A 25865-nucleotide genomic window follows, 5' to 3' on the forward strand; every position below is an offset into this window, starting at 1 on the left:
TACTAGACTCCTTCTGGGACAACAAAATTTCCTGATTCTATTTCTTTTATAAAATCAAGTTTGCGAAGGAGTTGCTTCATTTCCTCTACATCTAGGCGTTCAGTGTTATGAGAATTGTAATCTGCAACCGAAGAGAGATCTTTTTCACCTTCTTCAAAGTATTTTGAATAATTAAGGTCTCGATTATCTGCTGGTACTCGGTAATAATTACCTTGATCTTGTGCTACAAACATCTCCTCTCTGCTGCATAACGCTTCATACTGTTTTTCACCATGGCGAGTACCGATAATATTCACTGGATGTTCTGGTTTACCCATGATGTCTAGTATAGATTTAACTAGTACTTCAATAGTAGCTGCAGGGGCTTTCTGTACAAAAATATCGCCATTTGAACCATTTTGAAATGCATGCAAAACTAAGTCGACTGCGTCATCTAAAGTCATCATAAATCGTGTCATATTGGGATCTGTTATTGTGATTGGGTTCCCATTTACGACTTGGCGAATAAATAATGGAATTACTGAGCCCCTAGAGGCCATGACATTCCCATATCGTGTGCCGCAAATCGTAGTGTTAGTATTTTCAAGATTACGGCTCTTAGCTACAATTACTTTCTCCATCATAGCTTTTGAAATTCCCATCGCGTTGATAGGATAAACAGCTTTATCTGTGCTCAAACAAACGACTCTTTTTACATTATGATTTATAGCAGATTCAAGCACATTTTCTGTACCCAACACATTTGTTTTCACTGCTTCTAATGGATAAAACTCACAAGATGGTACTTGTTTTAGAGCTGCAGCATGATAAACATAGTCAACTCCACGCATCGCATTAGACACACTTTGTAAATCTCTTACATCGCCAATATAAAATTTAAGCTTATCTGATTGAAAGTATTTACGCATATCATCTTGTTTTTTTTCATCTCGAGAGAAGATGCGTATTTCTTTGATATTTGTGTTTAAAAAACGGCGAAGTACTGCATTACCAAAAGAGCCTGTTCCACCCGTTATTAGTAAAGTTTTTTCATCAAAGTTATTCATTAAAAACCTCTTGTATAGTTTCTATATTTTTATTAAGTTCATTTAAAATATATGTATGAATATTTTTTGTAATATGATTAAACTCATCACTATCCATCTTTATTATTTTTTCTATAAAGGAGATGTAGCTTTCTGTATCATATTCATCAAAAACACCACCCCCATAATTTTTTACTAATAGCCATGGTGTGTTTTTTGAAATTAAGACTATATTTGAATTTGTCATGGCTTCAACTATTGCGTGCCCATAATTTTCATTTAGTGTAGGTAGAAAAAATAAATGATTATTTTGTAAGACAAATGATACTTCGTTAGGGTGTAAAGAACCAATATAGTTAAGGGAAACGACATCTTTATTTTTTTCTAAGAGACCTATGCAGTGCTTCCAATATTCTTCATTTTCAATATTTCCTGCAATAGTAAATTTGATTTTTCCACTCGTTATTTTTGATAAAACATGACATACGGTATGTAGGTTTTTTTTCTCTGTTACTCTAGATAAGTAAATTAAATTAACAACTCCATTCTCCTTATTTTTATGCATATGTGGAGATGGTATATCATGCATATTCGGTGCAATATTATAAGGAACGTTACCAATAAAATTAATTGCCTCTAGAGCTTCCATTTGATTGGTGAAATGGAATTTAATATTTTTCTTTAACAATATCTTTTTGAAAAAAAATAAGTAAGCCATTTTCTTTTTTGTTTTTATAGTTAAGGCACCATGAGTTAATTCACCTCTAGGGGCAATCAATATTGTTTTTTTGTTGATTAAGTTTAGTTTATTTAAGATTTGAAATATTATCGAATATTTAAAGGAAAAAAAACTATTTAAGTAGTAAAGGTCTACATGTTTCCTTGTTTTAAATATATATATTATTAGGTCCAATGTATTCTTTGCATAAAATACTTCTTGATTTTTTTCACTCTTGTTTTCCGATGTTATTTCTAATACCTTGCCATCTATATCTTTATTTGATGTCAATATTTCAAAAGTATAATTTTTGGATAATAAAGTTACTAAATTTTTTATACTTTTTATAGGGCCTCCTGCTTTATATGCAGGTAGGTAATAACTTGTAGCTATAAGTATTTTCTTCATATGTAATTTAATTTTTTTTTAGCAAATTTAAATATGCTATACGGTGGCTTTCGACAATATGATTATTATAGTTATCTATATTTAGTATAAATGGATAGGTTTTTTTTAAATGAAAAAATTTATTTAAAGCTTCTGTTGTCACTTCATTTTCAAAAAATAAATAATTTTTATAGTTTAAGTTTTCTAGTACTTCTTGTGTATATTTTAATTTAGGAAGTAATATGTGTGCATTCATCGATATAGCTTTGAATAGAACACCTGAGTTAGTAATATTCTTATAGGGTATAATAACTCCATGTGAAATTGAAAGTAGTTGGTCTAATTTGGCTTCTTCATAGAATCCTAATTCTAAGGAAATTCTATTATCGTTATTTTTTTCTTTGCCTAATTTATTTCTGTCTGATGGGGTACAATTACCGAGAATAATTAGATTTCCGTTGTGTATTGTTTTTTTATATTCATCTATGAGAGTGAAGACTTTTTTATAGGGCCGGATTAAACCAAAAAAAAGAATATCATTATTTTTTTCTCTATTCATTCTAACTTTTGATTTATATAAAGGATGGGGTATTATTGAGTGTTTTTTTTCTTTTTTTATTTTATGAGTAGAATAAAATTCTTCTTTTGAAGAGTTTGTCATGAAAATATAGCTATCAATAAATTTATTTAACAAAAAATAAAAAAGGCCTGATATCTTTGGCGTGGTATCTTCATGTGGTCGTATATTATGGACTGTCCAAATTATTTTCTTTCTAATAATCTTTATGTAAATTAAATAAATTATTACGAGAAAAGAAAAAACTATTTTTTTAATTAGTGAGGTGTGATTTAAATAAGTTTCTGGCCAGTGAATATGAAATACATCAAATTTTCGGTTTAATATAGATTCCAATGTCCATTTATGTTCTTTATATTCTACGTCATCACTTAATATGAGAGAAATATAGCTATTTGTTTTTGTGTTTTTTGGTGGTAATGGCCACATTTTTATAATCATGAAATTATAACCTTTTCTTTATATTAATTGCTTTAAAGAGTATTAAGACGATTGTTATAAATATGTATGGTATAAAACCTTGAGCAAAAACATTCTCTAAGCTAACAGTATAGATTAATTTAAATATTATTAAGAAGAGTAGAAAATCGAATTGCCCAGAATATTGAGCCATTGTATCAAAATATATTTTCGCGAAAATTAATAAAAATATGGATGCAATAGAGCTAATTAAAAAGTCCCATATACTAGCTTCATATAATATACTAAAATACATTACTATTCCAAAATCAGAGCTTGTTAATTTGTTTAAATCAGGTGTATAGGAGTTCATTACATTATTATTTAAATTTCTAAAGTCTTTATTCATGAATGAGCCTGGTATAATAGGTCTGAAAAAAGCTTTAGCTTCTTTTGCTATGATGTTCTCATCTCTATACAAACTGACTATTCTATCATAATTTTGGTACGCTCCTAGTGAGTTTGGTATCATTGTTAGCCTATTTACTAGCAATGATACACCGTCAATATAAGATATAGTTTCAATGTTATTACCTCTTATTTGATTTTTCATTACATATGCATATTGATAGATAAATCCACCAATGAATATTACAAATACAGGTAACAAGAGTAGCTTTAAACTTTGCTTTTTTCGTTGTCTGAAAAGCATTTCTATAAAAAATAAAATAAATATAAACCCTGTCCAGCCTTGCATTATTTTAAACAATGAAAATATTATCATATTTAAGATGAATAATTTGTTTGTCTTTATCGTAAAACCACTTTTACTTCTAATTAAAATATAGTAAAGATATATAAAAGGGTCTGGCTTAAGAAATGAAAAAATTGGGGTGGCAAAATTATCATTATTAGATTGCTCTCCAACAGTTATTTTACCTATCCCTGTTTTGAGTAAAAAGGATAATTGAATTAACAATAGAAAAAAAATAAATATATTGATGTATTTTATATTATAGAAGACAGTATAGTTTTTACTAATCTTTATTCTTTTTATATTAAGTAATCTATAAATGAGCATGACTGAAAATAAAGATAGTATGGTTAATGTAGACAACAATATCACTTCTAAATCTGAAATGGTTTTTCTAGAACGATGTAGTTCGCCAGTAAAATTTGTATCACCTAATAATAAGTAAGTAGAAAAGCAAGCTGCGATTATATATATACTTAGGTATGTTTTTTCTATTAAATATTTATTTATCACATGATTCTCTTTATAAATGAGGGTGAATAATCTTTATTTTTTATAAAGGGAGCGGATTTTTTCACCAATATAATCTATGAATTTATTAGCAGCCATTACATTAATAATATCAGATTGTGTTATTTTTAATTTCTCTGTATTTTTATTAATATTGTTAATTAATTTTTCGAAAACCTGATTGGCCGAATGATTTTCTTTTGCATAATTGAAACATAAATCTCCATGTTTCTTAGGGTTTAATAAAATTAAATCTAGTAAATCGCTTAGGCTATGCAGCCCTTTATTCTCATAACTTCCTAATGAATAACCAATAGATTCATAAAGCAAACTGTACTTTATTTCATTTTCTGAAGTGTTTTCATTGCTTATATTTGTAATAATTGTTGGTATAGAATATTTTGCACTATCTATCAAGGATGTGCCCATTCCAAAGTATATATTTACACTAGGGAATACTTCCTTGTAAACAGCCTCTATATTCATGTGTCCATATAATTCAATAATTAATGATGAGGATTCTGAATATCTTTTTAATTCATCAAATGCCTCTCCATCACCAATGATTTTAACTTTAATAGTCATTCTTTTTTTCTTCGAGTATTCTTCTAATGACTTTAAAAAGTGCAATATTGGATAATATTTGAAATTGTAAGATAATCTTGAAATAACGCAAAAAGTTATAATATCAGGAGGGGTGTGATCCCTTTGAGTGATGTCATTAAATGGAACGGCTACAGGAATATAGATTGGTGATTCTAATTCTAAGTGAAGATAGTTATTGGTTTCATTATAGTTATCTAAATCCATGAAATATAGTTGGTTATTGCTGTTATATTTTTTTAGTAAGTTCTTTACCAGTTGCTTCCTTTTATTATAAAAAATATCAATGATTAAATTGTAATAAAACATATTACGGTCAAATTTTCTAAGTGGAAAGAACTGATTTATTAGCTCAATAGGTTGAAGTTGCCATATGTAAAAATCAACATCTTCTATTCTATTAATTAAATGAGAAAGTTCCAAAAGATACTTAGAGCTAATAATGAATTTTTTTTCATTGGCTCTTTCTATATCATATTTTATGATGATATTATTTTTAATGTAAGCATTGTTTCTTTCAATGAAAGAGCCTTTGGCTGTATATATAGTAATGGTATATTTCTTTATGTCCGCTAAATAATTTGCTAATCTTAACATTAGCAACTCCGTTCCCCCATATACTGAGGATGGCAAATAAAAACAAAAGTGATTTTTCTTCATATTTATACTATTTTATTTTTTCTTAAAATTAAAAAAACAAATGTTAGATATAATATATAGTTTACACTATATGCTATAGTAGCGCCAATAGCACCATATGAGTTTATTAGCATGATTGAAATAAAAACAAAACTAAGAGAAAATGATATTTCTGTGATTATAAATGCTTTTGTTAATGATTTTGCGACCATGACATAAGCTAATAACCAAGAAGCTATTTTAAATACATCTCCTATTATCTGCCATGTAAACAATGGTTTCATTGGTGCGAAACTATCAGAGAAAAGTAAATAAATAATAAAATCACGTAATAGGTAGATTATCAATCCACATCCAATAACGATTGGAAGTAATATTTTATAACCTTGTAGAATCTCTTTTTTTAACTCTTGCTTACTCGTGATTTCTGAAAGTCTTGGTAGGTAATAGGTGCTTAAAGCAGTGGTGACTATCATTAAATAAGTTGTTGATATATACCATACACCTTGCCAGTAACCTGCTTGGTCTAATCCTTGGGTTGTTCCTATATAATCACGAATGATAAATTGTGAGGTAGGAACCATAATCGCAGAAGTAATAGCCATTGCTGAGTAGGAAAAAAGATTTTTAGATATCTTTCTATCAAAAGATGAAGTGAATTTTTTCCATGTTATTACTTCATGCTTTCTGAGCATGAATAATGTAATAAAAAATATTATGGATTGGTTAGTCGCTAACGCAATTAAAGCACCTTTTAGTCCAAAAAAATAAATCAGTAAGCTAGTGAAAATTAATGAATATATGCTTTGTATTATATTTATCTTTATATAGCTTCTTATTTCTTTAAGGCCATTAATGATAGATAAAAACAAACCATTTAAAACAAATAAAATAATTGTGAAACCAAATATTATAAAAACAAATTGATACTGGACATCATCTAATATTTTAAGAGAAAAGAAGTTAGAAAATATTGCTAATATACAACCGACAACGATGGATGTAGTAAAACTAATACGAATACTAGTACTAAATAGTGAAGGAAGCTTTTCACTTTCTTTACCATATTCAGCCGTGTATTTTACTACACCATTATTTATAGCCCCTTGGGCTGCGATTAGAACAAGCTGACTGAAATTTTGAAACTGTCCGATAACGGCAAGCCCTGCTGGACCAATATAGACAGAAACTGCTTTATTAATCACTAAACCTGATAGCATTTTAAAAAAAGTAGCTATCAGGCTTAGCAATGATGTTTTAACTAATGTCATTATTTAGTCGCAAATGAATTACATGCTTCAATAACTTTAGATATTTCTTCATTAGTCATTGTTGGCCCGATTGGTATACTTAGAACTTCGTTGTGGATTTTTTCAGTAATTGGCAATGAAAGTTGTTTATATTGGCTGTATGCCTGTTGTTTATGAGGAGGAGTAGGGTAATGGATCAATGTTTGAATACCATTTTCAGTCAAATGCTTCTGGAGCAATTCTCTATGTTCGGTTGCTATAACAAATAAATGCCATACATGTTGTTCTATATTATTTTTATATGTATTGACTAATAATGGGAGCTTAATTAATGGATTACTAATATTTTCTAAGTAAGCTAATGCTATATTTTGGCGAGTTTTCGTTTCATTACCGAGATACTTGAGTTTCACACTGAGCAACGCAGCTTGTAGCTCATCAAGGCGGCTATTAACACCCTGATATAGGTTTAAGTACTTCTGATGTGAACCATAGTTTCTTAGGGCATATAAAATTTCTGCTAGTTGCTCATCATTAGTGGTTATTGCTCCGGCATCGCCTAGTGCTCCAAGATTTTTTCCTGGATAGAAGCTGAATCCTGCCGCATGACCCCAATTACCCGCTTTTTTACCATCGATGCTAGCATCATGAGATTGTGCACAATCCTCTAGAACTAATAAATTATATTTTTGTGCAAGAGCCATAATTTTAGGCATTGGTGAGATTTGCCCATAGAGATGAACGGGTAAAATAACTTTTGTCTTGTCTGTAATTGCTGCTTTTATATTCTCAACTGATAAATTATAGGTATTAACATCAGGTTCTACGAGAACGGGTACTAAATCATTTTCAGTAATAGCTAAGACGGATGCGATATAAGTATTAGCTTGAACGATGACTTCATCACCAGCGTTTATTTTTCCAAGTTCTTTCCATGCACGTAACACTAAAGTTAATGCATCTAAGCCATTTGCTACACCAATAGTATATTTAGTGCCACAGTAAGCAGAAAAATTATGTTCAAATTTTTCTAACTCTTTGCCCATTATATACCATCCTGAATCTATAACTCTTTCGCATGCTTCTTTCAATTCGCTTTGATACTGGTTATTTATCGATTTTAAGTCTAGAAAAGGAATCATCTTTATACCTATTTGATAAAATTTTTGAATTTGTTTTTTATATCTACAATATCATTAGGGAATATTTCATAATAATAGTGAATATCGTCTTCGTTAATTTTTTTTGCATTGAATTTGTCATGAAATGAAATTACCTTTTCATTTCCTTTCATAACCTCAAAATGACAACGTGAATAACCTTTAATATCAAAGCCAAATATATAAACTAATAATGCACTTTCTATAGCAGCAGTTCTAGTTTTTGACTCATTGAGTATCCAACTTCCCCAAGAAAATGAGTTATTATGGATATCGTAGACCCTAACAGTACCACAAGGAGTACCGTTTAAAGTTTCTATGATAAAGTAGAATTCTTCATTATTATTTTCTTTTTGTTTATAATTTTTTATCCATGCTTTTTGCTTTTCAATATCATTATTTACAGAAGATAAGAATTTATTATAACTTTCATCTAATCTAAGTGATAATATAAAGGATGCATCACTCTCATCAACTAAACGAAGTTTTACTGTTTTAGATTGTAATATCATATTTAAGCTAGAAAATCATTATAAGTAAGAAAATCACTATAATTACGGATGTAATCACTTTCATTATAGTGGTCGTTTGCTAGAACTACGACAATACAGTCTTCTGAAAAATCATACATTTCATGCCACTGCATCGGTTCGATCAGTAAACCTGTATGGGGGCAATTTAAAATGATTTCTTCTTTATTTTTGCCATTATCCATAACAAAGCGACAACTTCCTCGAACACAAATCGCTAACTGTCTTAATTCTTTATGTGCATGAAACCCACGAGAAACGCCATCTTTAGTGCCAAAGATGTAATAAATACGTTTAATTTCAAATGGAATATTTTTATTCTGTTCTAATGAAACTAACGAACCTCTATCATCACCAAGTTTCTTAAATTCAATTGTATTAACTAGTTTCATTACTATTTCTCAATAAGGTTAATCAAATATTCGCCGTAGCTATTTTTTCTACATTTATTTGCTGTTTCTAACACTTGTTCTGCTGTTAACCATTGTTGGCGATAAGCTATTTCTTCTAAACAAGCAATTTTAAAACCTTGGCGTTTTTCTATGGTTTCTACAAAACTAGAGGCTTCGAGTAAACTATCGTGCGTTCCTGTATCTAACCAAGCGAAACCACGACCTAATAACTCAACTTTAAGATTTTTATTTTTTAGGTAGATTTGGTTTACAGTGGTAATTTCAAGTTCACCACGATCAGACGGTTCGATATTTTTTGCTATCTCAATAACATCGTTATCATAGAAATATAAGCCAGTAACCGCATATTTTGATTTTGGTTTTAGAGGTTTTTCTTCTATAGAAACAGCATTAAAATCGGCGTCAAATTCTACAACACCAAATCTTTCTGGATCTTGTACTTCATAGCCAAATACTGTTGCGCCTGTTTGTGAGTTAGCTGCCTTAAGTAGTTTGGGTGAGAAACCTTGCCCCCAAAAAATGTTATCACCCAGCACCAAACAAACACTATCAGAGCCAATAAACTCTTCACCGATAATAAAAGCTTGTGCTAATCCTTCAGGTTTTGGTTGGATCGCATATTGTAGTGAGATACCAAATTGAGAACCGTCACCTAATAAACGTTCAAAACTACTTTGATCTTCAGGTGTGGTGATAATAAGTATTTCACGGATCCCTGCTAACATAAGTACTGAAAGCGGATAATAAATCATTGGTTTATCATAGATAGGAAGTAATTGTTTAGATACTCCCATCGTGATTGGATATAACCTTGTACCTGAACCACCCGCTAAAATAATACCTTTCACTTTTAAGCCCCTAGTCTTTCTCTATTATATTTATTATTTTGAACTGACTTGCACCACTCTGAATTATTCAAATACCACTGAACCGTTTTACGTAAACCAGTTTCAAACGTTTCATCAGGCACCCAGTTCAGCTCATTTTTAATTTTTGTTGCATCAATGGCATAGCGTAAATCATGACCTGGTCTATCAGTCACATAAGTTATGAGGTCACTATAATGCTCAATATTACTTGGTTTGTTTGGTGCCAGTTCTTCAAGAATGCTACAAATTGTTTTCACCACATCAATATTGGCTTTCTCGTTATGGCCACCAATATTATAAGTTTCACCGATTTCACCTTCAGTAACGACTTTATAGAGTGCTCTTGCATGGTCTTCTACATATAACCAGTCTCTGATCTGCTGTCCGTTACCATAAACAGGTAAGGATTTCCCTTCTAGTGCATTTAAGATGATTAAAGGGATCAGTTTTTCAGGGTAATGGAATGGGCCATAGTTGTTAGAGCAGTTTGTTACGATGGTTGGTAAGCCATAGGTACGTTGCCACGCTCTAACTAGGTGATCACTAGACGCTTTTGATGCAGAGTAAGGGCTACTTGGTGCATATGGAGTCGTTTCAGTGAAAAGGTCAGTCGTTGACTCAAGGTCACCATAAACTTCATCAGTGGATATATGATGAAAGCGGAAGGCGGCTTTTTTATCTGCTGGCAGTTGGTTCCAATATTGGCGAGCGGCTTCTAATAGTGTGTAAGTGCCAATAATGTTGGTTTGGATAAATTCACTTGGGCCATCAATAGAACGGTCAACGTGTGACTCAGCAGCTAAGTGCATTATGGCGTCAGGTTGATATTGCTTAAATATATCTGTAATTTTTTTCGCATCACAAATATCGGCTTGAATAAATGTATAGCGATTATTTTCACAAATAGAATTAAGTGATTCTAAATTTCCCGCATAAGTTAGCTTGTCGATATTAATAACAGAGTCATCGGTATTATTAATAATATGACGAACAACCGCCGAGCCAATAAAACCTGCACCACCAGTAACTAATATTTTCACTGAAAACCTTGGTAATTAATAATCTATTAAGTAAGAGAAGATTTAACTATGGTAGAAATGTTAATCATTTAATTAGGCTAGACCATAGCTACCGCACTGGGTTGTCGGGTCCCAGAGCACCATTGAATTCTGTTGTTATGCTTATTAATTGAAAATGTTACCTTTTTTCGCAATCGCTCAATTGATAAGCACTTCTTATCATTTATGACTCACAAAGGAGTCTGCTTATGCGCTGACACGGTCAAGCAAAAGCACCTAATAATAACACTAAATATAGGTGATGACTATCAGTGTAATTGTCTTAGAGAATAGTCTTATTTATCTAAGCAACTATATAACCTCTTTTAAATTATCATGTTATGCGTATTTCAATCGTCGCTTACTGAAAGCCTAAAATTTTATTTTAAGGTAAAGAAGAATAACCCTATTTTTTATCGAAGTGTTCCATTTATTGAAACTAAGTCTCTTTTGATACATTAGTGCCGTGTGGAAATAAGCTAAATAACTTAGCGAAATATAATTTTTATTCACTTATTGTGTTTTGGACACGTAATTAGTGTTTTATTAATAAAGAACAACTATAAGTTGTGCGAGGACAATTAATAGGCGTCTAGAATAAATTAATTTTCCCGACGTTTATTGTTTTGTGTTGAATGCATTTTTAGGTGTGGGATGAATAAATAACAAACTTATACTCGTCATACTTCAAGTTGCAGCGCCTTTTGTTAAGGTATAAGTGACTATGCTCACTCGCACTAGTCACCTACTTATGTAGGTTCCCAGCGCCTCATTTGCTTGTCGCCTAATTGCACCTCGAATTATTTTGTGTATACATACTTATGTATGCACATCTACCTAGCGGCTCATTTATTTATTGTTAATTTGAGTATATATACTTACTGCGTTACAAGTTGCATTTATTTGCGTTCGAGTCTTGGTATAGCGCTAGCCACATAACTATCATGCCACTAGCGCCTTATTGATTTTTACCTAAAATAATTTAAATTATCGTTGGTATTACCATTTAAATGGCATGGTGACCATGACTGATGCACCCACATCATCGCGAGTATTATAATCTGATTTTGAAACCCAAACTTTAGCATCGGTATTTACTTTGTCATCAAAGTTATGCCACCAACCTAAATCAACACCTTTAATTGTTTCTGATTTTGGATAGGCTTTATTTTGCCATTCACTTTCTTTATTGACTTTTGCATACAATAAACGAGTGCTAACACGGTTATCATCGTCAAGTGTGTATTCCACTTTCCCTGATATCATGCGACCATCGCCACCCATTGCATGGCCTAATGGGGCGCCTTGCTGGTAGTAGCCATTTTTATAGATAAAGTGAGTGTACATTACGCCATTTTTATCCCACTCGGTGTGAGTATTGGCACCTTCAATATACCAGCTTAGTGGTTGGCCCCAAGCGGTGTGGTAACCTTCAATACCACCCATAAAAGCATTTTTCGATGGGAACATACCCGCTTCGTCTTCACCAATCATTTGGCCATAAATACTGACTGGCAAGCCAATTAATGGGTAAAGTTTAATTTTTGCATCTAGGCCAGCAAGTTGGTTACCTGGGTCGTCATTGTAGTCGCCCGTATTATCTCTACCGCCCATGGCATTCCAGAAGGAATTCCAGTTATTTGGACGGCCTTCACCACCCCACATAACCACACGTGAACCGCCTAATTCAAAGAAATCTGTTGGGTTCATGGTCATACGCAGGCCGATCAATTTAGTATGTGGCTGCGAGGAGTACTGTTTAATTTGTCCAGCAGTCAGCTGATATTGCCATGAACCAATCCATGAAAGCCAAGGTGTTTCAAATGGGCTTTGATCTGCACGCTGTAGTAGGAAACCTGTTACTGGTCTCGCGGCATCGGTACGAATTAAGCTACCATCGTGGCCGGGTCCCCACCATTGCGGGATTTCACCAAAGCTTATCCATTGGTTCCACACTTTAACGCCACCATAGGAGCCGTTTAGGTTGTAGTCAGAACCATTTTCAACGCGCAGTGCACGTTCTGCATTGGCTTTTAAGTTTAAATCAACATCATCGGTGCTGTAGTTGCCTTCAACTGTGTAACGGAAGTCACTGTATTCGCTTTGTGCGAACCCTTGTGGCATTGGTGATTTACCTGTTGATAGGTAGGTTTGTAGCTGAACGCTGTTTTTAGTGCGGTTGAGTTGTTGTTTGATACGTTGGACAAGGGCTTCTTGTTCGTTATTGGTGATATTGGCATTATTTAATGCGCGGGTGATTTCTTCTGAAGATAATGGCCAAGTAGAAAGGCTAATTTGGATCACGTTTCGTTCTGAAAGCCATGCCAGATCATTTCTTAAATTGTTGTCTGGAAGGACTAGCCCACCCGCTAGTGTGCTGCTACTCACTGCACTCAATAACGTTAGGATGGCTACCTTGGTCAATTTGATATTTTTCATTGATAATCCATTGAGTTGAGTCGTCTAATTTTTGTATTTTGATGCATAAAATATGCAAAATAGTAATTTAATGCAGCACACGAATTAAGTGTGATAATTCCCACACAAACATTACCTTTATATTAGTTGTGTTGATTAGGCATGTGTGCTTTGCTGTTATTTATCATAGGCAATTTATTCGTAAATAAAAAGCGCCATTTCAATATATCAGATAAACGGTATCTTCTAGGTATCGCTATAACGCTATAAATAAAATACCGTTTGTTAAAATTCAATGGATAAATCTTATTTACACAAGTTTGCCGTGTCTATTTTTTTTAAATGACTTTTAGCTTTGATTAAAATAGCTATTTAGTTTGAAAGAAAATAAATATTAGGAATATTACTTAAGTGGATATTAATGTAAATATTAGTACTCGGTTAATGATATGTAATGAAATGAGGCTTCTTAGGATGACAAATCCAAGAAGCCTTAAGTTAAATTTATGGTTGTGTAGGATCAGCGCCCATGTTCAGGTAGCCAAATTTGCAAACGCAAACCACCTAATGGGCTATCGTCTGCTTTAACCCAACCTTTATGTTGTGAGATAGCGGTTTCTACAATCGCAAGGCCTAAGCCTGTGCCACCTGTTTCTCTATCACGTGCTTCGTCTGTGCGGTAGAAAGGGCGGAAAATATGTTCACGGTCAGCAGGGCTAACACCTGGGCCATCATCATCAACAGTGATTAATATACCGTTGTTTTCCTCTTTGAAATCGACAGCAATATGAGTATTTGAGTAGCGCAGCGCGTTACGAACAATGTTTTCAAATGCACTGCCAATCGCAGATGGGTTGCAATAGATAGGCCATGACCCCGGTGGCGATGTGACATCGAGGGTTTTGTTCATCTGTTCTGCTTCGAATTTTGCATCTTCTAAAATATCACCCCATAGGTCATCAGCCTTAATGTTTTCCCTTAAGATCTCATTTTTGTGCTGACTACGTGATAGCACGAGTAAATCATTGATCATGCTGTCAAGACGGTGGGTTTCAGTTTCAATACGCTCTAATTCTTTACTTTCACCATGTCGACGGCGCAATAAAGCAGTCGCTAACTGCAAACGTGTCAGTGGTGTTCTCAGTTCGTGTGAGATATCAGAGATCAATCGCTGTTGAGCACTTACCATGCCATCAAGCGCACTGATCATTTGGTTAAAACTGTTGCCCGCAGACAAAAATTCTTGCGGCCCCGATTCAAGTTCAGGATGAGGGCGTAAGTTGCCTTTTGCTACATCGTCTGCCGCCATTTTGAGTTTACGCGCAGGGCGAGCAAGGCTCCAAGATAGCCAGAGCAATAATGGGGCGCTGATCAGCATAGTGGCAATTAATAGCAGGAATGGCCGGTCAAACAATAAGTTAATAAAGTCAGATTGTGGGCTATTTGCCGGGCGAACTAAATAAAGTTGGTAGTGATCTTCACCATCACGAATGGAGAAGGGGCCTAAGATCTCGGCGCGACCATATTTTTTCTTTTTAGGGTGATCAGCATTGTCTGATTGCCCAATAAAGTTACGGATAACTTGCATTTCACTTGGCATTGCACCAATAACACGGCCTTCACTGGTCACAATAATCAAGCGTTGGCCCGGTGGTGCCCATTTTTTAATGGAGTTGGAAATTCGCCTCCACCAAAGCAGATCATTCATCGGTGCTTGAGCCAGTTCAGCTTCAATGTGCTGCTCAAGCATTTCCCCTTGGCGTTGCTCACTTTCCATAAGGACAGTGAGCTGCCTAGAGTCAAGCTTGGGCACCATCAGCACTAGCATGAGCACTAGTGCGAGGGTGAACCAGAAAATCGCAAATATCCTTGCGGTTAAGCTATTTATCATGTTGCAGAAACCATTAAGTATCCACGACCACGCAAGGTTTTAAACCAAGGCTGGCCATCTGTACGTTCTGGAAGTTTACGACGTAAGTTTGAGATGTGCATGTCGATGGCACGGTCAAACGGGGTTAGACGTTTCCCTAGTACTTCTTGGCTTAAATGTTCCCTCGAAACGACTTGCCCAAGGTGTTGTGCTAATAAATAAAGTAGGGTGAACTCAGTCCCTGTTAGATCAAGGATTTCATTATCGAAACTGGCTTCTTGACGGCCTGGGTTGAGTTGTAGCTTATCAACTTGCAGAACAGGTGTGTTGCTATTATCACCTTGGTTTTGTTCACTCCAATTTGAACGGCGGAGTAGCGCACGAATACGGGCAACTAATTCACGGTCATTGAATGGCTTAGGAAGATAGTCATCCGCACCTAACTCAAGCCCTAATACTTTATCGAGCTCACTACCACGTGCGGTCAACATAATCACGGGGGTTTGGTGGATCTGACGTAGCTCTTTTAATGTCTCGATACCATTTTTCTTTGGCATCATGACATCGAGCAATAGTAGATCAATGGATGAGTCAATCTGTTGTAAAGCCTGTTCACCATCATAGGCGATGACAACGTTGAAACCTTCCATTTCGAGCAGTTCTTTTAAGAGCGACGTGAGTTCACGGTCGTCATCAACTAATAGGATTTTATGCATGTGTTTAAGTCCTCCAACTGCCAAAATACGATAACAATCTTCACGATTCCATGACTTTACGTTCTTTTACATGCTCTGACGCTAGTTTGCAGCCACCGGCGTATAGTTATCCACATTGAATCACGAGCACTGTCCGAGAACAAGGAGTACTAGAATGCAAAGAACTTCACAGACAACAGTTAAGTTGGTGTTAGCTTCTGCATTTATTATCGGTTCAGTGACGGCTTTTGGGGATACACCAGAAAGTATTAATCAAACTGGTGATATATCTAGCCCGCTAATGCTACAAATGCAAAATGAGTCTGCATCTTCAGTTCCGGCAATGACTCAACTTCAACACCATGAGTTATTTGGTAGTGAAGAACGCACAAGTACATTTATGTTTAATGGTATCACGTTAAACGAAAAACAGCGTCAGCAATTGCGTGATTTAATGGCAACACAGCGTCGTTATCAATTTGATGACCCAGTTTCTGTGCAAGAGCGTGAAGCACTGCACAATTTAATTGTCGCGAACAACTTTGATGAAAAAGCCGTTCGTGAGCAGTTAGAAAAAAGTTTGCAAAAAGAGTTGAATCAGCGTGTTGAAATGGCTCGAATTCATCATGAATTGTACCTGCTATTAACACCTGAACAGAAAGCCCAACTGGAGCAAATGCACCAACAAAGAATGTCTCAGTTTCAGGCTTTGCAATAAAGATTCTCTTGATCGTAGTAGTGAAGTAGCAATAAGTGAAGTTTTTCCTTGCCATAGACACCATCCCTGTCTTTTACAGCCCCTTTTAGGGGCTTTTTTTTATGTTCCTCATACTGCAAGTTATAACACTTTCCGTTAGGGGTCGTTCACTAGTTCATATTTATCTAGCACCTTATTTGACTTGCCATTCTGAGGAGTCGCAAATTATTTAGGGAATATTATTTTTCACGGTAAATAAAAATTTAGTGAATTATTTGAGATAGTATGATTTATTCTGCTAGCAATTCTGCTATTTGGATAGAAAACAGATAAAATTCATATGATGAGTACTATCTGTCTATATTCCTATTGTTATTTTTTTCAGAATTTATAGTCTTTAACGCTTAAAAAGAATAGTTATGTGTATTGCAAAGGAAAAAATAAGATGAAAATGAAGGCACTTGTTGCAGTCGCTGTTTCAGCTGTCATTTTGACTGGGTGTAAAAATTTAGATCAGGGCATGCTAACTAATTCAGGTATGCAACTTTTACAAGCTGCGACCTTAACTGATGGTGACGTGAAGCAATTAAGCGACCAATCATGTAAAGAGATGGATGCACAGAATAAAATTGCACCTACTTCTAGCCAGTATTCAAAACGCTTAGATAAAATCGCTAAAGCATTAGGTAATGAAGTTAATGGAACCCCTGTTAACTATAAAGTTTATTTGACCGATGATGTCAATGCATGGGCGATGGCAAATGGCTGTGTACGTGTATACAGTGGCATGATGGATCTGATGAATGACAATGAAATCGAAGGCGTTTTAGGCCATGAAATGGGGCACGTTGCTTTAGGGCACTCACGTAAAGCAATGCAAGTTGCTTACGCAGCAGTTGCTGCACGTACCGCAGCGGCTTCAGCGGGTGGTGTTGTTGAGCAATTAAGTGCATCACAAGTTGCTGCTTTGGGCGAAAAACTGGTTAATTCTCAGTTCTCTCAACATCAAGAGAGCCAAGCTGATGACTTTTCTTATGACCTGTTGAAAAAGCGTGGCATTAAGACAGAAGGCTTAGCAACCAGCTTTGAAAAATTAGCGAAATTAGGCGGTGGTGAAAGTAGCATGTTTGACTCTCACCCACCATCAACTGAGCGTGCTCAACATATTCGTGATCGTATTGCTTCAGACAAGTAATCCTTTATTTGTTAAAGCGATCAGTAGTGGTAGCTAACTACCACTACTTTTTCCATCTTTTATTTTCTTCCAAATTCAATTCTACTTATTTGTCTGAGACTGTCATCTCAAAATTTCTTTTATTTAACCCGTTATTTTTATACTTAATGTTAAGTTAATTTAAATATAAAAACAGGGTGCTTGTATCCACAACCTCAACATCTGAAAAGAGAAATAGCAGAGGGAAAAGTTCCCCCTGCTCAGCAACTACCTCAGTTCGTAATCGAGGGTTGCTTGGACTACGGTGTTACCACTGGTGATATGCAACGAGCAGAGCTTGTCGCGTAGCATCGATGATAAGCACAGTACAGTGATACACACAGTAAGTACCACCATAAAGGCATACTTGGTCATTTCTCCTTGACCTCTTATTGGCTAAGAGGCACAATCTCAAATGTCTGGTTTGAGAGTTGCGCCCCGTTGGTTGAACATATTCACTAACGGGGCTTTCTCATTTTTGGCTCAGACAACATGCTTGAACCAAAAAGGATCAAGCACCCACCGAAAGCCTATCAAATTTGAATTCTTTCTGCATTTTGACGTGGTAATTAGCACAGGTCAGCGCGCACTTTTACCTTGTATTTTTAACCCTAATAGGGAATATCGGTTAAGACGATTCATTCCTTCGATATCCTTCACTCATAAGGTTAAGTTCTGGTGTAGTATAAGTGTTATTATTTCTTAATTTCTGTTTCGAAGTAAGGTAACAACCGCTATAGTGGTTCGCTGTTCTGTGGTAATCATTTTTATGCGCTAAAATTATGTAAGCTGGATCACAATAAACAATTAAAGCTTGATTGAAAGCAGGTATATATCAGTCTCTATACCGTATTATAGCGCTAGGTGAATCAATTCAGCACTGGCGGTTTATAACAGAATTTGATTTAGAAGAGCACTGTGTTGAAGGGTGCTTTTTATTGATTTGCAATTTATATTCATTAATCAGAGGTCATCATGGTCAAGCAGATTAAAAGAATTGGGGTATTAACAAGTGGTGGTGATGCACCTGGTATGAATGCTGCAATCCGCGGTGTTGTACGAGCGGCATTGAGTGAAGGTTTAGAAGTGATGGGTATTTATGATGGATACCTTGGCTTGTATGAAAACCGCATGAAGCTGTTAGACCGCTATAGTGTTTCCGACATGATCAACCGTGGAGGCACCTTCCTAGGTTCTGCTCGTTTTCCTCAATTCCGTGATGAAAAAGTTCGCGCTGTTGCCATTGATAATCTGAAAAAAAATCATATTGACGCCTTGGTTGTCATTGGTGGTGATGGTTCTTACCTTGGTGCGAAAGCGCTGACAGAAGCCGGTTTCCCTTGCATTGGTTTGCCGGGTACCATCGATAATGATGTTGCAGGAACTGACTATACTATCGGTTATTTTACGGCATTAGAAACCGTTGTTGAGGCTATTGACCGTTTACGTGATACATCAACTTCTCACAAACGTATTTCTATCGTTGAAGTCATGGGGCGTTATTGTGGTGATCTGACGCTATCAGCGGCGATCGCGGGTGGTTGTGAGTTCTTAGTTTTACCTGAAAATGAAATGGCATTTGATCGCGAAGAACTGTTATCTGAGATCAAACAAGGTATTGAGAAAGGTAAACGTCATGCAATCGTTGCGATTACTGAACATGTTTGTGATGTTGATGAATTAGCAAAATATATTGAAGAAGAAACACATCATGAAACGCGTGCGACAGTACTTGGGCATATTCAGCGTGGTGGTTCACCTGTTGCTTATGACCGAATATTGGCATCACGCATGGGCGCGTATTCAATTCAGCTATTGTTAGAAGGTTACGGTAGCCGTTGCGTTGGTATTCAAAACGAAAAATTGGTTCATCATGATATTATTGATGCAGTAATGAATATGAAGCGCGTGTTTAAGAAAGATTGGTACGACACTGCGAAAAAATTGTATTAATTCACCCCCATTATTGCAAATCTCACCTGTATAGCCTGATTGTTTGGGCCGTACAGGTTTGATCCCATCTGTTTTTCCTCTTGCATATTCCTTTGTTGTATAAATTGTCATTTTTAATTATTTCAAGTTATGAGTTAGATCTGTCAGCCTGCCTTAACATTAAATTGATGAGGGATAAAAGCATGGCGAAGAAATGGCAGGCAGCAACGACATTGTTACTGGTATTGACAACAGGAGCATGGGCGAAAAACATTCAATTGTTGAATGTTTCTTATGATCCAACTCGAGAGTTTTATCAACAATATAACCAAGCTTTTAGCCAACACTGGAAAGAAAAAACGGGTGATACTGTAACCGTTCGTCAATCCCATGGAGGTTCAGGGAAGCAAGCCACTTCGGTCATTAATGGCTTAGAAGCGGATGTTGTGACATTGGCTTTAGCTTATGATGTTGATGCAATTGCACAAAGTGGGCGTATTGATAAAGATTGGATAACGCGCCTTCCTGATAATTCTGCCCCTTATACCTCAACAATTGTTTTCTTGGTTCGCAAAGGAAATCCTAAAAACATTCAAGATTGGAATGATCTTATACGTAAGGATGTTTCTATTGTGACGCCAAATCCAAAAACCTCAGGCGGTGCGCGTTGGAATTACCTCGCGGCTTGGGGCTATGCATTAGAAAAAAACCAGCAAGATCCTGAGAAAGCAAAACAGTTTGTTAAGCAGCTTTATCAAAATGTTGAAGTACTTGACTCAGGTGCACGCGGCGCGACAAATAGTTTTGTGGAACGTGGTATCGGTGATGTGCTGATTGCATGGGAAAATGAAGCTTTATTGGCAATTAATGAGCTTGGTGAGAATGGTCAATTTGAAATTGTGACGCCAAGTATTTCAATCTTAGCAGAGCCAACGGTCGCCGTAGTGGATAAAACCGTTGATAAACGTGACCGCCGAGAGGTGGCTCAAGCTTATTTAGAATACCTCTATTCACCTGAAGGCCAAGAAATTGCTGCAAAAAATTATTATCGCCCACGTAATGCTGAAATTGCGAAAAAATATCAACAGCGCTTTCCACAGTTAAAACTATTGACGGTAGATAAGGAGTTTGGTGGTTGGACAAAAGCACAAGAGACGCATTTTTCGAATGGTGGGATCTTTGATGAGATCAACCGTCGAGGTTGATGCACAATATTATTTCACTGTTATTGCACCACAGCCAATCTGTGAGGGGCAGGTCGGCTGTGATGAATATTATTTTATTGCCATGTGTATTTCACACCCAGCTGTCCTAGGTAGAATGTTTGGCGATTGTTGCCACCAGAGGTGATACCTGCACCTTTTTGGTTTTCCCAAGTACTTGGCTCAACGGCGAATCCACCCCATAGGGTCAGTTTTGGTGTGAGGTTATAGAAAACCTGTGTACCAACACGGTAGCCATCTTTTACTTTCTGAGTTGTACGCTGGTTATTATCGTAGTTGTGTTCGTTCAAGTAGTAACGGAAGTAGGGCATAACGCTCCAATCCTGATTCAACGTTACAGGGAAATAACCACGAATTTGGTTTTGTTCCCATGTTTTGTTGAAATCTTTATCCCATGTCCAGTCTGTGTACAGATAAACTTTTGCAGTCGCGGAGTCATTAATTTTATAGACTAAACCGTGTTCAGACTCCCATTCGTAGCTGTTTGGGGCACGGAAGTTATCGTAGTGATAGAAAGCATCCCAAAAGTTGAAGGCCCACTTGTCATTAAAGTTATAAGTACCGCTTGGCATCAACCAAAACAAAGTATTTGATGGGCGAGCCATCGTACCTGGAGCGGAATCATTTGATTCTTTGCGATAGGTGACATTGAGGTTGAACTGCCCAATATCACTAGAGTACATTTTTCGTGTCACGCCAATCTGGGTTCTATTACGAATAAAAGAGTCTTTGGATGTAGAGAAGTTATGGTTATAGCTTCTCAATGACTCTTTATGTTCAAGAAAAAAGCTCCATTTTGATTCAGGGTTTGATAAGAACAGTTGGCCAACCATAGTTGTTTTATCATAAACCTTACGTCCGCTAGTGTTATGGTGGCCTTCAAATTTCTCCAATTCCATATAAACGTTAGAGGAAATGCGCCAGTAGTCATTATTCACTTGTTCAGTAGAGTGTGCAGAAGCAGTGAAGCCTATCGTGGTAAGAAGTAGTAAACCATTCAATGATGTTTTCATGATGACCCTTTAATTTTAATTATTGTTTCGTAAGTAGTAGCGTTATGTGTTGAAATTTTGCGTGTATTAGCCCGCCTTTATATCCTCTGGGGATATAAAGGTCGGAAGGTGCTTGTGTGTATAAATTAATTAATGGGTGGTGTTGTAAGTTTCACCATGGCCATAAGGGAACAGGACTTTGTTACCTTGTGGATTTTTAATATTGACGGGGAGCAGCCCTTTTGGTGGATTCAATGGTTGTGCTTGTTGGTCGGCAAACAAGGTACGTAAGCCGCTACGAATATTGGTTTCGAGTGAGTTACGATTGTTGTTAGTGACGTCAAATCCAGTGATCCCATAGATTGCTAGGTTGGCTTTAACCCCTTTTAGGTATGCAATGTCGTATGGGTTACGAGATGAAATTACCACCAATGGAATGTTGGCTTTGTTTGCTTCATCAATAAATAGCTGAGCATTGACTGGGTTATCTTTCAGGTTATACGTGGTTAAGATAACCAGATCTTGGTCTTTCAATAGTGGCTGAACATCTTTTGCAGTAAGGGTATCTTCGGTCAGTTTAACCACTACTTCTTGGCTTTCAATTGCTGCTCCTGTTTCGTTGGCAATATCATTCAAGTGTTTTTGAATTAACGCATTACGTGGTTTTTCATCAGAAACAATCAAAACCTTATTTTGTGGTTTTAAGGTGTAAGGCAGTACGTTATCATTTTTGATCAGCGTGATAGCTTGTTCAGATACCATGTTCTCGAGATCTTTATGGCCTTTTGATGCGACGACTTGCTGTGCATTTTGCAAATTAACTGGCTGTGCTGTGATCTCTTGCTGTAATTTTTTCAGCACTACACGTTTTGCTGATTCATCAATACGTTTTTTCAGCTCAGGGTTTTTTTGAGCTTCGCTTTCAAGATGACGGTACATGTTATCTAAGCGTGTAACTGACTCAGTATCCCACATTTTGATTGGCATTAAGATCACATCAGAGCCGGCAAGTAATGACGTTTCTACAGCCCAGTTCATATCAAAGTTATCGGCAATAGCCCCCATATCCATAGCATCGGTGATGATTAAGCCATCGTACTTGAGTTCATCACGTAAAATATCGTGCAGGATAGGTTTTGACAATGTAGCGGGGGTTCCAACTTCTTTGCCGCTAAGTGTCTTAATTTTACTATCATCTAATGCGGGAACGATAATATGTGCTGTCATGATGGCATCAGCGCCATGGCCTAGAGCATATTGGAAAGGTGGTAATTCTGTTGAACGCCATGTTTTTGCATCTGATTTTACAACAGGTAGGTCAACGTGAGAGTCTGAAGAAACATTACCGTGGCCTGGGAAGTGCTTTAATGAGGTTAGCAGGTTGTATTTATGGATCCCTTTGATGTAATTGGTAGAAAGCTGCTCAACAAGTTCTTTGTTATCGGAGTATGAACGTACTCCAATCACAGGGTTGTTTTGGTTATTGTTAACATCGACAACGGGTCCGAAGTTGATGTTAAAGCCTAAGCTAGATAATTCGTAACCGTGGATCATCCCTGTTAGCTCTGCAAGAGCAGGGTTACGTGTTGCGCCTAATGCCATATTACCCGGCATCTCTGTACCGACACGTAAACGGGTGACATAGCCACCTTCTTGATCAGTACCAATAAATAACGGTAAATTACTGCGTGAGGCTTGTAGCTGGTTGATAAGCTCCACAGTCTGTGGCGTATCAATTAAGTTTTCACGAAATAGGATCACTGATCCTAGATGATATTGATTGATGACTTTAGCGACCTCATCATTCATCGCAAGAAATGGCGCAGGTTCACCATTGTTGTCTTTATTCCAATATCTGAAATCCAACATGAAAAGTTGGCCAATTTTTTCGGCTTCAGACATATTTTTGACGATGTCATCAGCTGATTTTTGTTTGTCTTTCCACATTGTATCAAGCTGTATTTGTGAAATTGGCTCAGCCAGTGACAAGGCACTGAATAAGCAGAGAGAAAGTAGGGTAAGGCTTTTCATCACATAATTCCTTAGTTATTTTTCGAGGAATAATAAGTAGGGGGAATGAATTATAACGTGAGGCAAATCACAGATGAGATTATTCTTATTTGCTAGTACTGAAGAATAGTTTGTATTTTAACAAATTGTGCTATGTCATCTATCATAATGATTATTATAAATAAAATGGATGGAATAATTAATATTCCTATAGAATAATTTCACTTTGGAATTATTCTGTTATGTGATCTCAACGATAAAGTTAAGTATATGATTTAATCTTCTGAATTATTATCTCAAGCTCAAATTTTATGCTAATTAAATTTAAAAAGAGGATTTGACGGTTGCTTAATAGGCGAAATTTGAAGTTTAATAAAAAGTCGCGGGGTCATAATGGCGACTTTTTTTACGTTGGAAAATAATGACCGAGTAATGAGCCATTCACTATTGCCAGATGTATTTAATACCAAACTGGGCTAAATAGAATGTTTGTCTGTTATTACTGCCTGATGTTGTATAATTATCTTTTGGGTATTTCCACTGAGAAGGTTCTATTGCTGCGCCACCCCATAAAGTCAGCTTTGGTGTCAGGTTATAGGCAATCTGTGTTCCAATGCGATAGCCATTTTTTACCTTTTGAGTTAGGTTTTTACGAGCATCGTAGCCACTCTCGTTAATAAAATAACGAAAATAAGGGGAAATTGACCACCTGTTACTCAGTTTAATCGGTAGGTACCCTCTGATTTGATCTTGTGAAAAGGTTTTATGGAAGTTGTTATCCCAAACTCTATCGGTGTATAAAGTTATTTTTGCTTTAATAGAATCAGAATATTGGTAGCTGAAACCGTGTTCTGCTTCCCATTCATAGCTATTGGATTTTAAAAAATTGCTGTAGTAGAAAACAGCGTCCCAAAAATCGAATGACCATTTTTTATTAAGATAAAAGCTTCCTGCTGGCATTAGCCAATATAAACTCCCTGATGAACGCGATTGGGTATTAGGTGCTGAATCATTCGATTCTTTTCGATAAGCACCAGTGAGACTCAATACTGTAGAATGGCTTTTGTAGAGTTGTCGGGTCACTCCTATTTGTGTGCGATTACGAATGTATGAATCACGGGAGGTTGAAAAGTTGCGACCATAGTTTCTCAATGACTCGCGATGATCAAAGTAGAAACTCCATAGTGATTGAGGATTTGTGAGTGCAAGTTTACCAACCATACTTGTTTTATCGAAAACTTTGTTATCAAGATTATCACGTTGCCCTTGATACTCTTCAATCTCGACGTAAACATCGCTATCAATATGCCAATAGTCATTATTTGCTTGAGATATGGCTGCTGTTGGTAAAATTATTACTGTGCTTAGAAATAAATCTTTTAAATATTTCATAATCATCCTTATAGCGAATGTTTTATTTTACAAATTTCAATAACAATATAATTAGAACTGATGGTGGTTATTATTTATTAATTTATACTTGTCATATTTCAAGCCACAGTGTGGCTGACTAGATTTACTAACACTAATTAAAAATATCTGTAATTAGCGATTCATTTACTGGTCGGTTCGCTGTACCTCGAATTATTTAAAGTATGGTGAGAGGAATAATCTATTTATTAATAATAAATAGATAGGCGAATATCACGAGCCATGTAAATATAATGTTAACAAATGTGTGATGTCTAGCATTCGCCGACAGAGGTAGGTCAAGAATAATTAGGATAATTAGGAAGATAGAGTGATGGTATCCTGATGATTTCAATTTGTTTTCTATGGGGGATAATTCAAGTGTCGAAGGAATAATTTAAGTTAAGACATTTTTATTTTTGTGAGTTGATTAAGTAATTTGAAATTTATACATAGAGCAGGTAATTATTTATTAATAGCGAGTGTGTATTTCTATTATATACTCGTCATACT

22 protein-coding genes are annotated in these 25865 nt (G+C 35.8%); 4 read left to right on the forward strand and 18 right to left on the reverse strand.

The annotated features are described in order from the left end of the window. Positions 1-2 precede the first annotated feature (2 nt). The 14 genes from AC3Z9T_RS16810 to cpxR all read right to left on the reverse strand — a co-directional run bounded on the left by AC3Z9T_RS16810 (position 3) and on the right by cpxR (position 15896). Positions 3-1046 carry a polysaccharide biosynthesis protein gene (locus AC3Z9T_RS16810; RefSeq protein ID WP_490127240.1) on the reverse strand — a complete coding sequence of 348 codons (1044 nt, stop codon included), beginning with the start codon at positions 1044-1046 and terminating at the stop codon, positions 3-5. After that, complete coding sequence (locus tag AC3Z9T_RS16815) at positions 1039-2151, reverse strand: glycosyltransferase (protein WP_490127241.1); 1113 nt, start codon at positions 2149-2151, stop codon at positions 1039-1041. The genes AC3Z9T_RS16810 and AC3Z9T_RS16815 overlap by 8 nt, the downstream gene beginning before the upstream one ends. A 7-nt stretch (positions 2152-2158) precedes the next feature. Continuing rightward, positions 2159-3148 (reverse strand): glycosyltransferase family protein, encoded by a 990-nt coding sequence (locus tag AC3Z9T_RS16820; protein WP_490127242.1) that lies wholly within the window; start codon positions 3146-3148, stop codon positions 2159-2161. 4 nt (positions 3149-3152) lie between these two features. Beyond that, positions 3153-4373, reverse strand: a complete 1221-nt coding sequence (gene wzy, locus AC3Z9T_RS16825) for an oligosaccharide repeat unit polymerase (RefSeq protein WP_490127243.1) — start codon at positions 4371-4373, stop codon at positions 3153-3155. Between the two features lie 33 nt (positions 4374-4406). Further along, positions 4407-5570, reverse strand: a complete 1164-nt coding sequence (locus tag AC3Z9T_RS16830; protein WP_490127244.1) for a hypothetical protein — start codon at positions 5568-5570, stop codon at positions 4407-4409. 65 nt (positions 5571-5635) lie between these two features. After that, a complete protein-coding gene (locus AC3Z9T_RS16835; RefSeq protein ID WP_490127245.1) occupies positions 5636-6883 on the reverse strand; it encodes an O-antigen translocase in 1248 nt (415 codons plus the stop codon). Next, positions 6883-8004 (reverse strand): DegT/DnrJ/EryC1/StrS family aminotransferase, encoded by a 1122-nt coding sequence (locus AC3Z9T_RS16840; RefSeq protein ID WP_490127246.1) that lies wholly within the window; start codon positions 8002-8004, stop codon positions 6883-6885. The genes AC3Z9T_RS16835 and AC3Z9T_RS16840 overlap by 1 nt, the downstream gene beginning before the upstream one ends. 8 nt (positions 8005-8012) lie before the next feature. Continuing rightward, positions 8013-8534, reverse strand: coding sequence for a GNAT family N-acetyltransferase (locus tag AC3Z9T_RS16845; protein ID WP_490127247.1), 522 nt, complete (start codon positions 8532-8534; stop codon positions 8013-8015). Between the two features lie 2 nt (positions 8535-8536). Next, positions 8537-8944, reverse strand: coding sequence for a sugar 3,4-ketoisomerase (locus tag AC3Z9T_RS16850; RefSeq protein ID WP_490127248.1), 408 nt, complete (start codon positions 8942-8944; stop codon positions 8537-8539). 2 nt (positions 8945-8946) lie between these two features. Beyond that, a complete protein-coding gene (gene rfbA / locus AC3Z9T_RS16855; RefSeq protein ID WP_490127249.1) occupies positions 8947-9813 on the reverse strand; it encodes a glucose-1-phosphate thymidylyltransferase RfbA in 867 nt (288 codons plus the stop codon). A 2-nt stretch (positions 9814-9815) separates the two neighbouring features. Further along, positions 9816-10874: a dTDP-glucose 4,6-dehydratase gene (gene rfbB, locus AC3Z9T_RS16860; protein ID WP_490127250.1), complete on the reverse strand. Its 1059-nt coding sequence runs from the start codon at positions 10872-10874 to the stop codon at positions 9816-9818. Positions 10875-11891: 1017 nt separating this feature from the next. Next, complete coding sequence (locus AC3Z9T_RS16865; protein WP_490127251.1) at positions 11892-13331, reverse strand: capsule assembly Wzi family protein; 1440 nt, start codon at positions 13329-13331, stop codon at positions 11892-11894. 499 nt (positions 13332-13830) lie between these two features. After that, positions 13831-15201: an envelope stress sensor histidine kinase CpxA gene (gene cpxA, locus AC3Z9T_RS16870; protein ID WP_490127252.1), complete on the reverse strand. Its 1371-nt coding sequence runs from the start codon at positions 15199-15201 to the stop codon at positions 13831-13833. After that, positions 15198-15896, reverse strand: coding sequence for an envelope stress response regulator transcription factor CpxR (cpxR, locus tag AC3Z9T_RS16875; RefSeq protein ID WP_490127253.1), 699 nt, complete (start codon positions 15894-15896; stop codon positions 15198-15200). The genes cpxA and cpxR overlap by 4 nt, the downstream gene beginning before the upstream one ends. A 154-nt stretch (positions 15897-16050) precedes the next feature. Between cpxR and AC3Z9T_RS16880 the strand changes: the two genes are divergently transcribed. Together AC3Z9T_RS16880 and loiP are read left to right on the forward strand one after the other, a co-directional pair. Continuing rightward, a complete protein-coding gene (locus AC3Z9T_RS16880) occupies positions 16051-16593 on the forward strand; it encodes a Spy/CpxP family protein refolding chaperone (protein ID WP_490127254.1) in 543 nt (180 codons plus the stop codon). Between the two features lie 424 nt (positions 16594-17017). Beyond that, positions 17018-17767, forward strand: coding sequence for a metalloprotease LoiP (gene loiP / locus AC3Z9T_RS16885; RefSeq protein ID WP_490127255.1), 750 nt, complete (start codon positions 17018-17020; stop codon positions 17765-17767). 246 nt (positions 17768-18013) lie between these two features. Here loiP and AC3Z9T_RS16890 read toward each other — a convergent pair whose 3' ends face one another. Beyond that, on the reverse strand, positions 18014-18160 hold the full coding sequence (locus AC3Z9T_RS16890) for a Hok/Gef family protein (RefSeq protein WP_490127256.1): 147 nt from the start codon (positions 18158-18160) through the stop codon (positions 18014-18016). A 600-nt stretch (positions 18161-18760) separates the two neighbouring features. On the opposite strand from AC3Z9T_RS16890, the gene pfkA reads away from it, so the two are divergent. Together pfkA and AC3Z9T_RS16900 are read left to right on the forward strand one after the other, a co-directional pair. Next, a complete protein-coding gene (gene pfkA / locus AC3Z9T_RS16895; protein WP_490127257.1) occupies positions 18761-19738 on the forward strand; it encodes a 6-phosphofructokinase in 978 nt (325 codons plus the stop codon). A 182-nt stretch (positions 19739-19920) separates the two neighbouring features. Then, positions 19921-20922 (forward strand): sulfate ABC transporter substrate-binding protein, encoded by a 1002-nt coding sequence (locus AC3Z9T_RS16900; RefSeq protein WP_490127258.1) that lies wholly within the window; start codon positions 19921-19923, stop codon positions 20920-20922. Between the two features lie 74 nt (positions 20923-20996). On the opposite strand, the gene AC3Z9T_RS16905 is transcribed toward AC3Z9T_RS16900, so the two are convergent. From AC3Z9T_RS16905 to AC3Z9T_RS16915, 3 genes are all read right to left on the reverse strand, one after another. Beyond that, positions 20997-21953: a porin family protein gene (locus AC3Z9T_RS16905; RefSeq protein WP_490127259.1), complete on the reverse strand. Its 957-nt coding sequence runs from the start codon at positions 21951-21953 to the stop codon at positions 20997-20999. Between the two features lie 129 nt (positions 21954-22082). Further along, positions 22083-23963, reverse strand: coding sequence for a glycoside hydrolase family 3 protein (locus AC3Z9T_RS16910; RefSeq protein ID WP_490127260.1), 1881 nt, complete (start codon positions 23961-23963; stop codon positions 22083-22085). 423 nt (positions 23964-24386) lie between these two features. After that, complete coding sequence (locus AC3Z9T_RS16915; RefSeq protein WP_490127261.1) at positions 24387-25334, reverse strand: OmpG family monomeric porin; 948 nt, start codon at positions 25332-25334, stop codon at positions 24387-24389. Positions 25335-25865 lie beyond the last annotated feature (531 nt).

Source organism: Providencia sp. 6390 (assembly GCF_058148425.1).